The organism is Streptomyces sp. NPDC086835, from assembly GCF_044745705.1.
Lineage (GTDB): Bacteria > Actinomycetota > Actinomycetes > Streptomycetales > Streptomycetaceae > Streptomyces.
The window spans coordinates 917,070-931,765 of record NZ_JBIVAU010000002.1; the positions used below are offsets into that span (position 1 = coordinate 917,070).

The 14,696-nt window shown below is 70.7% G+C and carries 12 protein-coding genes; all 12 read left to right on the forward strand.

The window, feature by feature from the left end:
* Positions 1-19: 19 nt before the first annotated feature.
* The 12 genes from lysA (at position 20) to glyA (ending at position 14,613) form a co-directional block, all read left to right on the forward strand.
* The gene (gene lysA, locus ACIPJI_RS10315) at positions 20-1,411 is read left to right on the forward strand and encodes a diaminopimelate decarboxylase (RefSeq protein ID WP_307708302.1); all 1,392 of its coding nucleotides are present in this window, start codon (positions 20-22) and stop codon (positions 1,409-1,411) included.
* A 100-nt stretch (positions 1,412-1,511) separates the two neighbouring features.
* Entirely contained in the window at positions 1,512-2,801 is a 1,290-nt protein-coding gene (locus tag ACIPJI_RS10320; protein WP_307710491.1) for a homoserine dehydrogenase, read from the forward strand.
* A 7-nt stretch (positions 2,802-2,808) separates the two neighbouring features.
* Positions 2,809-3,879, forward strand: a complete 1,071-nt coding sequence (thrC, locus tag ACIPJI_RS10325; RefSeq protein ID WP_402245537.1) for a threonine synthase — start codon at positions 2,809-2,811, stop codon at positions 3,877-3,879.
* A gap of 342 nt (positions 3,880-4,221) precedes the next feature.
* Positions 4,222-5,139: a homoserine kinase gene (gene thrB, locus ACIPJI_RS10330; RefSeq protein ID WP_307708304.1), complete on the forward strand. Its 918-nt coding sequence runs from the start codon at positions 4,222-4,224 to the stop codon at positions 5,137-5,139.
* Positions 5,140-5,543: 404 nt separating this feature from the next.
* Complete coding sequence (gene rho, locus ACIPJI_RS10335; protein WP_356621028.1) at positions 5,544-7,637, forward strand: transcription termination factor Rho; 2,094 nt, start codon at positions 5,544-5,546, stop codon at positions 7,635-7,637.
* 278 nt (positions 7,638-7,915) lie between these two features.
* A complete protein-coding gene (locus tag ACIPJI_RS10340; protein WP_402245539.1) occupies positions 7,916-9,055 on the forward strand; it encodes an LCP family protein in 1,140 nt (379 codons plus the stop codon).
* 148 nt (positions 9,056-9,203) lie between these two features.
* Positions 9,204-9,428, forward strand: a complete 225-nt coding sequence (gene rpmE / locus ACIPJI_RS10345) for a 50S ribosomal protein L31 (protein ID WP_307708307.1) — start codon at positions 9,204-9,206, stop codon at positions 9,426-9,428.
* 114 nt (positions 9,429-9,542) lie between these two features.
* Positions 9,543-10,622, forward strand: a complete 1,080-nt coding sequence (gene prfA, locus ACIPJI_RS10350; protein ID WP_307708308.1) for a peptide chain release factor 1 — start codon at positions 9,543-9,545, stop codon at positions 10,620-10,622.
* An 86-nt stretch (positions 10,623-10,708) separates the two neighbouring features.
* Complete coding sequence (prmC, locus tag ACIPJI_RS10355) at positions 10,709-11,554, forward strand: peptide chain release factor N(5)-glutamine methyltransferase (RefSeq protein ID WP_005311874.1); 846 nt, start codon at positions 10,709-10,711, stop codon at positions 11,552-11,554.
* Between the two features lie 40 nt (positions 11,555-11,594).
* Positions 11,595-12,242, forward strand: a complete 648-nt coding sequence (locus ACIPJI_RS10360; RefSeq protein WP_005311872.1) for an L-threonylcarbamoyladenylate synthase — start codon at positions 11,595-11,597, stop codon at positions 12,240-12,242.
* Positions 12,239-12,889, forward strand: coding sequence for a low molecular weight phosphatase family protein (locus ACIPJI_RS10365; RefSeq protein WP_005311870.1), 651 nt, complete (start codon positions 12,239-12,241; stop codon positions 12,887-12,889). The genes ACIPJI_RS10360 and ACIPJI_RS10365 overlap by 4 nt, the downstream gene beginning before the upstream one ends.
* A gap of 458 nt (positions 12,890-13,347) precedes the next feature.
* On the forward strand, positions 13,348-14,613 hold the full coding sequence (gene glyA / locus ACIPJI_RS10370; RefSeq protein ID WP_356621030.1) for a serine hydroxymethyltransferase: 1,266 nt from the start codon (positions 13,348-13,350) through the stop codon (positions 14,611-14,613).
* Positions 14,614-14,696: the final 83 nt, after the last annotated feature.

Genomic DNA, 14,696 nt, shown 5'->3' on the forward strand with positions numbered 1-14,696 from the left:
TGAGAGAGACCAGATTCCGATGAGCCGATCCGCACACCCCGCCGGTCCCCGTCATGCCGATGTCCTCCCCGAGGGGCACTACACCGCACCGCCCACCGACCTGAACGCCCTCGACCCGAAGGTGTGGGCCGACACCGTCACCCGTAACGCCGACGGTGTCGTGACCGTCGGAGGGATCGAAGTGACCAGGCTGGCGGAGGAGTTCGGGACCCCGGCCTACTTCCTCGACGAGGCCGACTTCCGTGCCCGTTGCCGCGCCTGGGCCGACGCCTTCGGTAAGGACGCGGACGTGTTCTACGCGGGCAAGGCGTTCCTGTCCCGGGCGATCGTCAGGTGGCTGAAGGAGGAGGGGCTCAACCTCGACGTGTGCTCGGGCGGCGAGCTGACGACGGCGCTGGCCGCCGGGATGCCCGCGGAGCGCATCGCCTTCCACGGCAACAACAAGTCGGTGGAGGAGATCGAGCGGGCGGTGGGCGCCGGCGTCGGGCGGATCGTGCTCGACTCGTTCCAGGAGATCGTCCGGGTCGCGCACATCGCCCAGAGCATGGGCAAGCGGCAGCGGGTGCAGATCCGGGTGACCGTCGGCGTCGAGGCCCACACGCATGAATTCATCGCCACCGCCCACGAGGACCAGAAGTTCGGCATCGCGCTGGCCGGCGGTCAGGCCGCGGAGGCCGTGCGGCGGGCGCTGAAGCTGGACGGGCTCGAGCTGATCGGCATCCACTCCCACATCGGTTCGCAGATCTTCGACATGGCCGGCTTCGAGGTCTCCGCCCGCCGGGTCGTGCAGCTGCTCGCCGAGGTGCGGGACGAGCACGGCGTCGAGCTGCCCGAGATCGACCTCGGCGGCGGCCTCGGCATCGCGTACACCTCCGAGGACGATCCGCGTGAGCCGCACGAGATCGCGAAGTCCCTGACCGAGATCGTCACCCGTGAGTGTGAGGCCGCCGGGCTGCGGTCGCCCCGTATCTCCGTCGAGCCGGGCCGGGCGATCGTCGGGCCCACCGCGTTCACCCTGTACGAGGTCGGCACCGTCAAGCCGCTCGAGGGACTGCGTACGTACGTCAGCGTCGACGGCGGCATGTCGGACAACATCCGCACCGCGCTGTACGACGCCGAGTACAGCGTCGCCCTGGTGTCGCGGACCTCCGAAGCCGCTCCCATGCTCAGCCGGGTCGTCGGCAAGCACTGTGAGAGTGGCGACATCGTGGTCAAGGACGCGTTCCTGCCGGCCGACCTCGCCCCCGGCGATCTGATCGCCGTGCCGGCCACCGGCGCGTACTGCCGTTCCATGGCCAGCAACTACAACCACGCACTTCGCCCGCCTGTCGTCGCCGTCGCGGACGGCGAGGCGCGGGTGATCGTCCGGCGTGAGACGGAGGAAGATCTCCTGCGTCTCGACGTCGGATAGTTGAGATAGATGTCTCGCATGCCGGACGGAGGACAGAAACTCCGGTTCGGTGGGCGAGACTGGTCCACACCCAAGAAGTAATGAGAAGCGAGGTCGGATGATGCGTACGCGTCCGCTGAAGGTGGCGCTGCTGGGCTGTGGAGTGGTCGGCTCAGAGGTGGCGCGCATCATGACGACGCACGCCGACGACCTCGCCGCGCGCATCGGCGCCCCGGTGGAGCTCGCCGGGGTCGCCGTGCGCCGGCCGTCCAAGGTGCGCGAGGGCATCGACCCGGCGCTCGTCACCACGGATGCGACCGCGCTCGTCAAACGCGGCGACATCGACGTCGTCATCGAGGTCATCGGCGGCATCGAGCCGGCCCGCACCCTCATCACCACCGCGTTCGAGCACGGCGCCTCCGTGGTCTCCGCCAACAAGGCGCTGCTCGCCGAGGACGGCGCGACGCTGTACGCCGCCGCCGAGCAGCACGGCCGCGACCTGTACTTCGAGGCCGCCGTCGCCGGCGCGATCCCGCTGATCAGGCCGCTGCGCGAGTCCCTCGCCGGCGACAAGGTCAACCGCGTCCTCGGCATCGTCAACGGCACGACCAACTTCATCCTCGACAAGATGGACAGCTCGGGGGCGGGGTACTCGGAGGCGCTGGACGAGGCGACCGCCCTCGGATACGCCGAGGCCGACCCGACCGCCGACGTCGAGGGCTTCGACGCGGCCGCCAAGGCCGCCATCCTCGCCGGGATCGCCTTCCACACCCGGGTACGGCTCGACGACGTCTACCGCGAGGGCCTCACCGAGGTCACCGCCGCCGACATGGCCTCCGCCCGCCGCATGGGCTGCACCGTCAAGCTCCTCGCGATCTGCGAGCGAGCGGCGGACGGGCAGTCGGTGACGGCCCGCGTGCACCCCGCGATGATCCCGCTCAGCCACCCGCTGGCGTCGGTCCGCGAGGCGTACAACGCCGTCTTCGTCGAGGCCGAGGCCGCCGGGCAGCTGATGTTCTACGGCCCCGGCGCCGGCGGCTCGCCCACCGCGTCCGCCGTGCTCGGCGACCTCGTCGCCGTGTGCCGCAACAAGCTCGCCGAGGCAACGGGGCCCGGCGAGTCGGCGTACACCCAGCTGCCCGTGAGCCCCATGGGCGACGTGGTGACGCGCTACCACATCAGCCTCGACGTGGCCGACAAGCCGGGCGTTCTCGCCCAGGTCGCGACGGTCTTCGCCGAGCACGGCGTATCCATCGATACGGTGCGCCAGCAGGGCAAGGACGGCGAGGCCTCTCTCGTCGTCGTCACCCACCGCGCGCCCGACGCCGCCCTTTCCGGGACCGTCGAGGCGCTGCGCAAGCTCGACACCGTGCGCGGTGTCGCCAGCATCATGCGTGTTGAAGGGGAGTAAGGGACCCATGACCACCAACGGCACCCACCAGTGGCGCGGCATCATCGAGGAGTACCGGGACCGCCTTCCGGTCACGGACACGACGCCGGTCGTCACGCTCCGTGAGGGTGGCACGCCGCTCGTCCCGGCGCAGGTCCTCTCCGAGCGCACGGGCTGCGAGGTGCACCTCAAGGTCGAGGGCGCCAACCCCACCGGGTCCTTCAAGGACCGCGGTATGACGATGGCCATCACCCGCGCCAAGGAGGAGGGCGCGCAGGCCGTCATCTGCGCCTCCACCGGCAACACCTCCGCCTCCGCCGCCGCGTACGCGGTGCGTGCCGGGATGGTCTGCGCGGTCCTCGTGCCGCAGGGCAAGATCGCGCTCGGCAAGATGGGCCAGGCGCTGGTCTACGGCTCGAAGATCCTCCAGGTCGACGGCAACTTCGACGACTGCCTGAACCTGGCCCGCAGCCTCTCGGAGAACTACCCGGTGGCGCTGGTCAATTCGGTCAACCCGTACCGGATCGAAGGTCAGAAGACCGCGTCCTTCGAGATCGTCGACGCGCTCGGCGACGCCCCCGACATCCATGTGCTGCCCGTCGGCAACGCCGGCAACATCACGGCGTACTGGAAGGGGTACAAGGAGTACGCCGCGGACAGCATGTCCTCCCGCACTCCCCGGATGTGGGGTTTCCAGGCTTCCGGTTCCGCGCCGATCGTGCGGGGCGAGGTCGTGAAGGACCCGTCGACGATCGCCACCGCGATCCGGATCGGCAACCCCGCGTCCTGGACGCAGGCGATCGCCGCGCGTGACGAGTCGGGCGGCTTCATCGACGAGGTGACGGACCGTGAGATTCTGCGTGCCTACCGCCTGTTGGCGTCGCAGGAAGGTGTCTTCGTCGAGCCGGCGTCGGCCGCGTCCGTCGCCGGTCTGCTGAAGGCCGCCGAACAGGGCAAGGTCGATGCGGGCCAGAAGATCGTGTGCACGGTCACCGGCAACGGTCTGAAGGACCCCGACTGGGCGGTCGCCGGAGCGCCCCAGCCGGTCACCGTCCCGGTCGACGCGGCCGCGGCGGCGGAACGCCTCGGGCTCGCGTAGCCGCCCGGCGCTGCATCTCTGGCGTGAACGGGGCGGCTCGCGGCCCTGATCCGGCCGGAAGACCGCTTGCGCCCGTCCGGTTGCCCTACTGGAAAGTATGGCAACCCGGACAACGTCACACGTAGAGGCACAGGAGGCTCGCGACACGCATCGTGCGCCTCCTGTGCGCCCTATGTCGCAGGTGAACCTTCCTTCGATAGGCTGTACCCGAACCCGGCCCGCCGCATATGCGCGGTGTCGTTGCCGTCGCGCTGCTGCCGCCGCCGAGGCCCACGGGTGTTGCAGCTTCTCGAACAAATCTTGTACATCCCGCAGTTCAGAACCAAGGAGAGTCGTCGAGCGATGGCCGGTCCAGCGTTCCGCGCCGCCGCCGTCCGGGTGCGCGTCCCTGCAACCAGCGCCAATCTCGGTCCGGGCTTCGATGCCCTCGGGCTGTCGCTCGGTCTGTACGACGACGTGGTCGTCCGGGTCGCGGACTCCGGTCTGCACATCGACATCGCCGGTGAGGGCGCGTCGACCCTGCCCCGGGACGAGAACCACCTGCTGGTACGGGCCCTGCGCACGGCCTTCGACCTGCTCGGCGGACAGCCGCGCGGCCTCGAGGTCGTCTGCGCCAACCGCATCCCGCACGGCCGCGGTCTCGGCTCCTCCTCGGCCGCGATCTGCGCCGGCATCGTCGCCGCCCGCGCCGTGACGATAGGGGGCGACGCGAAGCTCGACGACGTGGCGCTGCTCGAGCTCGCGACCGAGATCGAAGGCCACCCGGACAATGTCGCCGCCTGTCTGCTCGGCGGTTTCACCCTCGCCTGGACCGAATCGGGAGCGGCGCGCGCGATCAGGATGGATCCCGCCGATTCCGTCGTTCCGGTGGTTTTCGTTCCGTCCAAGCCGGTGCTCACGGAGACGGCCCGCGGGCTCCTCCCGCGCACCGTCCCGCATGTCGACGCCGCCGCCAACGCCGGCCGGGCCGCTCTCCTCGTCGAGGCCCTGACCAGGCGTCCTGAGCTGCTGCTGCCCGCCACGGAGGACCGTCTCCACCAGGAGTACCGGGCCCCGGCGATGCCGCAGAGCGTCGATCTGGTGAACCGACTGCGCGCCGACGGCATCCCCGCAGTCATCTCCGGCGCGGGCCCCACGGTGCTCGCGCTGGCCGAGGACAGTGCGGCCGACAAGGTCGCACGGCTGGCGGGCGAGGGCTGGGCGGCCAACCGGCTCGCCTTCGACGCCGCGGGTGCGAGCGTTCTGCCGCTCGCGCCCTAGGGACACACGATTGCCACACGATTGCCGGTGAGAGAGAGGGGGAATGTTTGTTGGAGCCGGTAGTGTTAACCTCAAGTCAGCGGTCGTCGTCCTCACGACGCGGCGCTTTGCGTCCCTCATAGGGGCCACCATTCTTCCGTGAGCCTCCCCAAACTGCCTGAGCAGCCTGCCTGAGCAGTTTCGAGCACGCTCCGGAACCGGCACGACACCCCTCGCTTTTTCCAGGAGTGGGCCGAGCAGGGGGACCTCGGGCCGGACCTTGCACGTATGCATGTATCTCTCTCCGCCGTCAATTCTCCGGCGGGACCACCGCTCCGGCACGGCCCACACCCGGGACCGCAGCCGGACAGCACAACCGGTCGCCGAGCCAGAAGGCCGACGTCCGCTCCAGGGAAGGACCCTTCGTGAGCGACACCACCGATCTGATGGGCGTGACTGCCGACAACAACGTCGACAACGCCGCGCCCGCCGCAGGTGCTGCCTCGGGCACCACCTCACGGCGCCGCCGCTCCGGCACCGGCCTCGAGGGCATGGTCCTGGCCGAGCTGCAGCAGGTCGCGTCCGGCCTCGGCATCAGGGGCACCGCGCGTATGCGCAAGAGCCAGCTGATCGAGGTCATCAAGGAGGCGCAGGCCGGAGGGACCTCCCCGGCGAAGAGCGCCGAGGCGGGCGCCGGCGAGGCCCCTGCCAAGCCCAAGCGCCGCGCCACGTCCAAGACCCGCACGGGTGACGAGGCCGCTGCCCCCGCCGCCGAGAAGGCGGAGAAGGCCGACAAGCCCGAGAAGGCTGTCGCCCAGCAGCAGATCGACATCCCGGGACAGCCGGCTGGGGGCACCGCCCAGGCCGCAGGCTCTGGGGGAGACGACCAGCCGGCCGGTGAGCGCCGCCGCCGTCGCGCCACGGCGCAGGCGGGCAGCCCGGAGACCCGTACCGAGGCCCGCGGGGACACCGCCGTCGAGGTCAAGACCGATGTCAAGACCGACGAGCGGCCCGAGGCCAAGGCCGACGCCGCCGTGGACACCGCCGAAGGCCGTCGTGACCGCCAGCGAGGCGACCGCGGCGACCGCGGGGACCGGGCCGACCGCGGCGCTGAGCGTGGCGACCGGGGCGAGCGCGGGGACCGCGGCGAGCGCCGTGAGCGTCAGCGTGACCGCCGTGGCAAGGGCGACGACCAGCAGCAGGGCGGTGGCGGCCAGCGCCAGCAGCGTCAGGGCGGCCAGCAGAGCACCGGCCCCCAGGACGACTTCGACGACGAGGCCGGTGGCCGTCGCGGACGCCGCGGCCGCTACCGCGACCGCCGTGGCCGCCGTGGCCGTGACGACTTCCAGGCCGGCGAGCCGCAGGTCTCCGAGGACGACGTCCTGATCCCCGTCGCGGGCATCCTGGACATCCTCGACAACTACGCGTTCATCCGGACCTCCGGCTACCTGCCCGGCCCGAACGACGTGTACGTCTCCCTCGCCCAGGTCCGCAAGAACGGCCTGCGTAAGGGTGACCACGTCACCGGCGCCGTCCGTCAGCCCAAGGACGGAGAGCGCCGCGAGAAGTTCAACGCGCTGGTCCGTCTGGACTCCCAGAACGGCATGGCGCCCGAATCCGGCCGCGGACGGCCGGAGTTCAACAAGCTGACCCCGCTGTACCCGCAGGACCGGCTGCGTCTCGAGACCGACCCGGGCGTGCTGACGACCCGGATCATCGACCTCGTCGCGCCGATCGGCAAGGGCCAGCGAGGCCTGATCGTGGCCCCGCCGAAGACCGGTAAGACCATGATCATGCAGGCGATCGCCAACGCGATCACCCACAACAACCCCGAGTGCCACCTGATGGTCGTCCTGGTCGACGAGCGTCCGGAAGAGGTCACCGACATGCAGCGGTCGGTGAAGGGCGAGGTCATCTCCTCGACCTTCGACCGTCCCGCGGAGGACCACACGACCGTCGCCGAGCTGGCCATCGAGCGCGCCAAGCGCCTCGTCGAGCTGGGTCACGACGTGGTCGTCCTGCTGGACTCGATCACCCGCCTCGGCCGCGCCTACAACCTGGCGGCCCCGGCCTCCGGACGCATCCTGTCCGGTGGTGTCGACTCGACCGCGCTGTACCCGCCGAAGCGCTTCTTCGGTGCCGCGCGCAACATCGAGGACGGTGGCTCGCTGACCATCCTGGCCACCGCGCTGGTCGACACCGGCTCGCGGATGGACGAGGTGATCTTCGAGGAGTTCAAGGGCACCGGCAACGCGGAGCTCAAGCTCGACCGGAAGCTCGCCGACAAGCGCATCTTCCCGGCGGTGGACGTCGACGCGTCCGGCACCCGTAAGGAAGAGATCCTGCTCGGCAGCGACGAGCTCGCCGTCACCTGGAAGCTGCGTCGTGTGCTGCACGCGCTCGACCAGCAGCAGGCGATCGAGCTGCTGCTCGACAAGATGAAGCAGACCAAGTCGAACGGCGAGTTCCTGCTTCAGATCCAGAAGACGACTCCGTCGGCCGGCAACGGCAACGACTGAGAGAGCTTCGCCACAGCCGCCGGGCCCGTCACGGGCCCGGCGCGGGACCACGCCTCCGCCTCCACCACCGGCACCGACCGCTGGTGACAAGGCGGACCCGGTCCCTGGAGCTGTCCCTCGGGCCCACCGCGCACGGCGCGGTGGGCCCGAGGCGTTCTCAGGGAGTTCTCACCGGGCCGTGCAACGCTTCTCGCTGCTCCGACGTCTGAGCAACTACGACGAACCGCGCCTGAACACCACCCCCGGGGGTAGCGGGAGCAGCGAGAGCCGAGGAGAGCATGAGCGAGCAGAGCAGCAGCGGCGGCCGAATACTCCCCCTACGCCCAGGGGGCGTGGGGGGACCTCCGAGCGGCGGCAGACGCCGCAAGCAGCCCACGAAGGCCCGCCGGGCCTGGACGGTCGTGGCATGGGTCGCGGCCGCCCTGGTGCTCGTCGGCGGCTCCGGTCTCGGCCTTCTCTACTTCAAGCTCAACGGGAACCTCCAGGGCGTCGACATCGAGACGGCACTGGGCGAGGACCGCCCGAAGAACGTCGACAACGGATCCATGGACATCCTGGTGCTCGGCTCCGACTCACGCTCCGGCGCGAACTCCGGGTACGGCGACGACGACGGCGCCGCCCGCTCCGACACCGCGATGGTCGTGCACGTCTACCAGGGCCGCAAGACCGCGAGCGTCGTGTCCGTACCGCGCGACACCATGGTGGGGCGGCCCGACTGCACCGGCCGTGACGGCACCGACGTCCCCGGCGACGAGCGGGCGATGTTCAACAGCGCCTACGAGCTCGGCGGCCCCGCGTGCGCCGTGAAGACGGTCGAGGCGATGTCCGGCATCCGCATGGACCACTACATCGAGGTCGACTTCACGGGCTTCAAGAAGCTCATCGACGAGCTCGGCGGCGTCGACATCACCACCACGCAGCCGATCAACGACAGCAAGAGCCACCTGAGCCTGCCGCCCGGCACCCACAGCCTGGACGGGGAGCAGGCGCTCGGCCTCGTACGCACCCGCAAGAGCGTCGGCGACGGCAGCGACCTCGGCCGCATCCAGCTCCAGCAGGCCTTCATGAAGGCGTTCATCCAGCAGGTCAAGGACGTCGGCGTGTTCAGCAGCCCGAAGAAGCTCCTGGACCTCGCCGACGCGGGCACCAAGGCGATCACGCCCGACTCGGAACTGGACTCGGTGAACGAGCTGATGGGCTTCGCCAAGGGCCTCAGCGCCCTGGGCGCCGAGGACGTCAACATGATCACCATGCCGGTGGAGTACGACCCCGCCGACCCCAACCGCGTCGTCCCCGTCGAGACCGGTGCCCGGCAGGTGTGGACGGCGCTCAAGCAGGACAGGCCGATCCCGGCCTCGGCGGTGCGGGACTCGGCGGGCGACAAGGGCGACGCCGCCACTGTCGTGAAGAGCCCGTAATACCCACTTCGGTCGTCAGGAATACTTCGGCGACCACCCCGGTTTTGGGAGATACGGCCGGTCCTGGCAGACTGGTACGTCGGCCCCGGTTCACGTACGAGCATCCCCGCCCGTGCGACCCGGCGCCCTCCCGAACCTAGGAGACACCTTGAAGCGCGACATCCACCCCGAGTACGTCGAGACCCAGGTCAGCTGCACCTGCGGTGCGTCGTTCACCACGCGTAGCACGATCCAGAGCGGCAACATCCGCGCCGAGGTCTGCTCCGAGTGCCACCCGTTCTACACGGGCAAGCAGAAGATCCTCGACACCGGTGGCCGTGTGGCCCGCTTCGAGGCCCGCTTCGGCAAGGCTGCCGGCTCCGCCACGAAGTAGCGAGCCACTGCGCCGGTCCTCGGCCGCCCCCCGCGGGGTGGCCGGGACCGGCGCTTTGTCCGTTCTGAGCAGCCACCGCAGCCACCCCTTCGCGTACGAAACCAGGAGCCATCGATGTTCGAAGCGGTCGAGGAACTGATCGGCGAGCACGCCGATCTCGAGAAGAAGCTCGCCGACCCTTCGGTCCACGCCGACCAGGCGAACGCGCGCAAGCTGAACAAGCGCTACGCCGAGCTGACGCCCATCGTCGGCACGTACCGCGCCTGGAAGCAGACCGGTGAGGACATCGGGACGGCCCGTGAACTGGCCCAGGACGACCCGGAGTTCGCCGCCGAGGTGAAGGACCTGGAGAAGCAGCGCGAGGCGCTCACCGAGAAGCTGCGGCTGCTGCTGGTCCCGCGCGACCCCAGCGACGACAAGGACGTCATCCTCGAGGTCAAGGCCGGCGCGGGCGGCGACGAGTCCGCCCTGTTCGCGGGCGACCTGCTGCGGATGTACCTGCGCTACGCGGAGCGCGTCGGCTGGAAGACCGAGATCATCGACTCGACCGAGTCCGAGCTCGGCGGCTACAAGGACGTCCAGGTCGCCGTCAAGACCAAGGGCGGCCAGGGCGCGACCGAGCCGGGCCAGGGCGTCTGGGCACGGCTGAAGTACGAGGGCGGGGTGCACCGCGTGCAGCGCGTGCCCGCCACCGAGTCCCAGGGCCGTATCCACACCTCCGCCGCCGGTGTGCTGGTCACGCCGGAGGCCGAGGAGATCGACGTCGAGATCCACGCCAACGACCTGCGCATCGACGTCTACCGCTCCTCCGGACCCGGCGGCCAGTCCGTCAACACGACCGACTCCGCCGTGCGCATCACGCACCTGCCGACCGGCATCGTCGCCTCCTGCCAGAACGAGAAGAGCCAGCTCCAGAACAAGGAGCAGGCCATGCGTATCCTGCGCTCCAGGCTGCTCGCCGCAGCCCAGGAGGAGGCCGAGAGCAAGGCCGCGGACGCCCGCCGCAGCCAGGTCCGAACGGTCGACCGGTCGGAGAAGATCCGTACGTACAACTTCCCGGAAAACCGGATCTCGGACCACCGCGTCGGCTTCAAGGCGTACAACTTGGACCAGGTGCTCGACGGCGACCTGGACGCAGTGATCCAGGCGTGCGTCGACGCCGACTCCGCCGCCAAGCTCGCGGCTGCCCAGTAGCCCGCGACCCGGCGGAGCCGGTGCAGTTCCCGTAGTCCCGTAGGTCAGAGAATCGTCCGCACGAGCGTCACAGGAAGGGTAGGCACGTGAACCTGCTGCTTGCCGAGGTGGCCCAAGCCACCCAGCGGCTGGCCGACGCCGGCGTGCCGTCACCGCGGTTCGACGCGGAGGAGCTCGCCGCGTTCGTGCACGGCGTGAAGCGGGGAGAGCTCCACAACGTCAAGGACGCGGACTTCGACGCCCGCTACTGGGAGGCCGTCGCCCGCCGAGAGGCGCGCGAGCCGCTCCAGCACATCACCGGGCGTGCCTTCTTCCGCTACCTGGAACTCCAGGTCGGCCCCGGAGTGTTCGTGCCGCGCCCCGAGACCGAGTCGGTCGTCGGCTGGGCGATAGAAGCCGTACGCGCCATGGACGTCGTCGAGCCGCTCATCGTCGACCTGTGCTCCGGCTCCGGGGCCATCGCCCTCGCGATGGCCCAGGAAGTGCCGCGCTCGCGCGTGCACGCCGTGGAGCTGTCCGAGGACGCCCTGAAGTGGACCCGCAAGAACGCTGAAGGATCCCGCGTCACCGTCCACCACGGCGACGCCCTCACCGCGCTGCCCGAGCTCGACGGCCAGGTCGACCTGGTCATCTCCAACCCGCCGTACATCCCGCTCACCGAGTGGGAGTACGTCGCACCCGAGGCGCGTGACCACGACCCGCAGATGGCCCTGTTCTCCGGCGAGGACGGCCTGGACACCATCCGCGGCATCGAACGCACCGCGCACCGGCTGCTGCGGCCCGGCGGCCTCGTCGTCATCGAGCACGCCGACACCCAGGGCGGGCAGGTGCCGTGGATCTTCAACGAGGAATCCGGCTGGGCCGACGCAGCCGACCACCCCGACCTGAACAAGCGGCCGCGGTTCGCCACCGCCCGCAAGGCCATGCCATGACCAAGCACATGACCCAGCACGTGTACCAGGAGGCCCGCTGATGGCTCGGCGATACGACTGCAACGACGCGACGGACCGCACCACCGGCCTGCGCGAGGCCGCATCGGCCGTCCGCCGCGGAGAGCTCGTCGTGCTGCCCACCGACACCGTGTACGGCATCGGTGCGGACGCCTTCAGCCCCGAGGCCGTCGCCGACCTGCTCGAGGCCAAGGGGCGCGGCCGGAACATGCCCACCCCTGTCCTCATCGGCTCGCCCAACACCCTGCACGGGCTCGTCACCGACTTCTCCGAGCAGGCATGGGAGCTCGTCGACGCCTACTGGCCCGGCGCGCTGACCCTCGTCACCAAGCACCAGCCGTCCCTGCAGTGGAACCTCGGGGACACCCGTGGCACCGTCGCGATCCGGATGCCGCTGCACCCCGTCGCGATCGAACTGCTCACCGAGGTCGGCCCGATGGCCGTCTCCAGCGCCAACCTCACGGGACACCCCTCGCCCGAGGACTGCGACGCCGCCCAGGGGATGCTCGGCGACTCCGTCTCCGTCTACCTCGACGGCGGTCCGACGCCCGGCATCGTGCCGTCGTCGATCGTCGACGTCACCGGCAAGGTGCCGGTCCTGCTGCGTGAGGGTGCCCTGTCCGCGGACGAGCTGCGCAAGGTCGTACCAGACCTCGAGGTGGCCAATTGACCGCCCCTGAGGGGCGTGGCATAGCGGAAACCAGCAGCACGGGCCAGGCCTTCCGCATCCTCCACGTCAGCACCGGCAACGTCTGCCGCTCGCCCATCACCGAGCGGCTGACCCGCCATGCCCTGAGCGACCGCCTCGGCGATCCCCTCACGGGCGGCCTGATCGTGGAGAGCGCGGGCACCTGGGGCCACGAGGGCGCCCCGATGGAGGCCAACGCCGAGATCGTCCTCGCGGACTTCGGAGCGGACGCGAGCGGGTTCGTCGGGCGTGAACTGCTCGACGAGCACGTCATCCGCGCGGACCTCGTCCTGACGGCCACGCGCGACCACCGCGCGCAGGTCATCTCGATGGGCCACTCGGCGGGCCTGCGGACCTTCACACTCAAGGAGTTCACCCGCCTCGTACGGGCCATAGACCCCGCGACCCTCCCCGACCCGCGCGAGGACGGTGTCGTCGAGCGTGCGCGCGCGCTGGTGCGGGCGGCGGCGGCCCTGCGGGGATGGCTGCTGGCGCCGAGCCCGGACGCGGACGAGGTGTTCGATCCGTACGGGGCGCCGATCACGTTCTTCCGCTCGATCGGCGACGAGATCCATCAGGCGCTGGACCCGGTCGTCACGGCGCTGACGGGGGTCCGGGCGCGGTCCTGACGGCGCGTGCGCGGGCCGCGGGTGCGGGTACGTGGGCGCCTGCGGCGGGCTTGTTCCTCTCTCCGCCCCTTCCTGCTGTGCCGATGTGCGGCTCCGCCGCGTGGCGGGCAAGCCCCGGGCCCCGTACCGCGATTCGCGCGGTGCCCTCGATCTGCCCCTTCGGCCTGGCGGCCGTGGGAGGTGCCCCAGGCGGGCTGGAATGCCGCTGCGCGGCAATCCAGCTCCATCGGCGGATCCAGCCTCGCCGGCGTTTTGAGGCGCGGGGGTCCGGTGGGGTCCCCCCACGCCGCCAGGCGTAGGGGGAGGAGCCCCCGGTCACGGGAAGGGGCGGGGAGGGGACAGGCCCCGCGCAGCGGCCGCCCCCGCACGTAACCATGTCGCGCACGCGCCGCGCGGCCACGCCCCGCCGGTTCTACATTGGATGTGCCGCAGCTCCCCCCCGAGGCCCCGGAGCCGTCATGTCCGTCACCGATGAAGCCCGCGCAGTGCCTTCCGTGCCGTCGACGTCCTTCGAGGCACTGCGCCGCCAGGATCCCCAGATCGCGGACATCCTCTTCGGGGAGTCGCAGCGGCAGGCGACCACCCTTCAGCTCATCGCCGCGGAGAACTTCACTTCTCCCGCGGTGCTCGCCGCGCTCGGGTCGCCGCTCGCCAACAAGTACGCGGAGGGCTATCCGGGCGCCCGCCATCACGGCGGCTGCGAACTCGTCGACGCCGCCGAGCGGATCGCGATCGAGCGGGCGACGGCCCTGTTCGGCGCCGAGCACGCCAATGTGCAGCCGCACTCCGGCTCCTCCGCGGTCCTCGCGGCGTACGCGGCGCTGCTGCGACCGGGGGACACGGTGCTCGCCATGGGACTCCCGTACGGCGGGCACCTCACGCACGGTTCGCCGGCGAACTTCTCCGGCCGCTGGTTCGACTTCGTCGCCTACGGAGTGGACGCGGAGACCGGGCTCATCGACTACGACCAGGTGCGCCATCTGGCCCGGCAGCACCGGCCGAAGGCGATCGTCTGCGGGTCGATCTCCTATCCCCGCCACCCCGACTACGAGGCGTTCCGCGACATCGCGGACGAGGTCGGCGCCTATCTGATCGCCGACGCCGCGCACCCCATCGGTCTGGTCGCCGGCGGCGCGGCGCCGAATCCGGTGCCGTACGCGGACGTGGTGTGCGCCACCACCCACAAGGTCCTGCGCGGTCCGCGCGGCGGGATGATCCTGTGCGGCTCGGAGCTGGCGGAGCGCATCGACCGCGCGGTGTTCCCGTTCACGCAGGGCGGGGCCCAGATGCACACGATCGCCGCGAAGGCCGTCGCCTTCGGAGAGGCGGCGACGCCCGCCTTCACCGCGTACGCGCATCAGGTCGTCGCCAACGCGCGGGAGCTGGCCGGGGCGCTCGCCGCGGAGGGCTTCGCCGTGCTGACGGACGGCACGGACACCCACATCGTCGGCGCGGACCCGGCACCTCTCGGCGTCGACGGCAGGGTGGCCCGTGGCCGGCTCGCCGCCGCCGGCATCGTCCTGGACACCTGCGCGCTGCCTTACGGGGACGGCCGGGGCATCCGGCTCGGCACCGCCGCCGTCACCACGCAGGGCATGGGACGCACGGAGATGGACCGGATCGCGACCCTGTTCACGGCGGCGCTGCGGGATCAGGGCGAGCCGCGCGAGATCCGCGGAAAGGTACAGGGTCTCGTCGCGGGATTCCCGCCGTTCGCGGGGTAGCAGCATTGCTGTGCCGTGGCCGTGCAACCATCACAGAGCCTCGCGTGTCCTCAAGCATGTGGCTACCACAGCTAAGGTGTGGG

Coding starts and splice junctions, on each gene's coding strand:
- ACIPJI_RS10320 (WP_307710491.1), top strand. CDS start 1,512: ATGCGTACGCGTCCGCTGAAGGTGGCGCTGCTGGGCTGTGGAGTGGTC.
- thrC (WP_402245537.1), top strand. CDS start 2,809: ATGACCACCAACGGCACCCACCAGTGGCGCGGCATCATCGAGGAGTAC.
- ACIPJI_RS10340 (WP_402245539.1), top strand. CDS start 7,916: ATGAGCGAGCAGAGCAGCAGCGGCGGCCGAATACTCCCCCTACGCCCA.
- prfA (WP_307708308.1), top strand. CDS start 9,543: ATGTTCGAAGCGGTCGAGGAACTGATCGGCGAGCACGCCGATCTCGAG.
- thrB (WP_307708304.1), top strand. CDS start 4,222: ATGGCCGGTCCAGCGTTCCGCGCCGCCGCCGTCCGGGTGCGCGTCCCT.
- ACIPJI_RS10360 (WP_005311872.1), top strand. CDS start 11,595: ATGGCTCGGCGATACGACTGCAACGACGCGACGGACCGCACCACCGGC.
- lysA (WP_307708302.1), top strand. CDS start 20: ATGAGCCGATCCGCACACCCCGCCGGTCCCCGTCATGCCGATGTCCTC.
- glyA (WP_356621030.1), top strand. CDS start 13,348: ATGTCCGTCACCGATGAAGCCCGCGCAGTGCCTTCCGTGCCGTCGACG.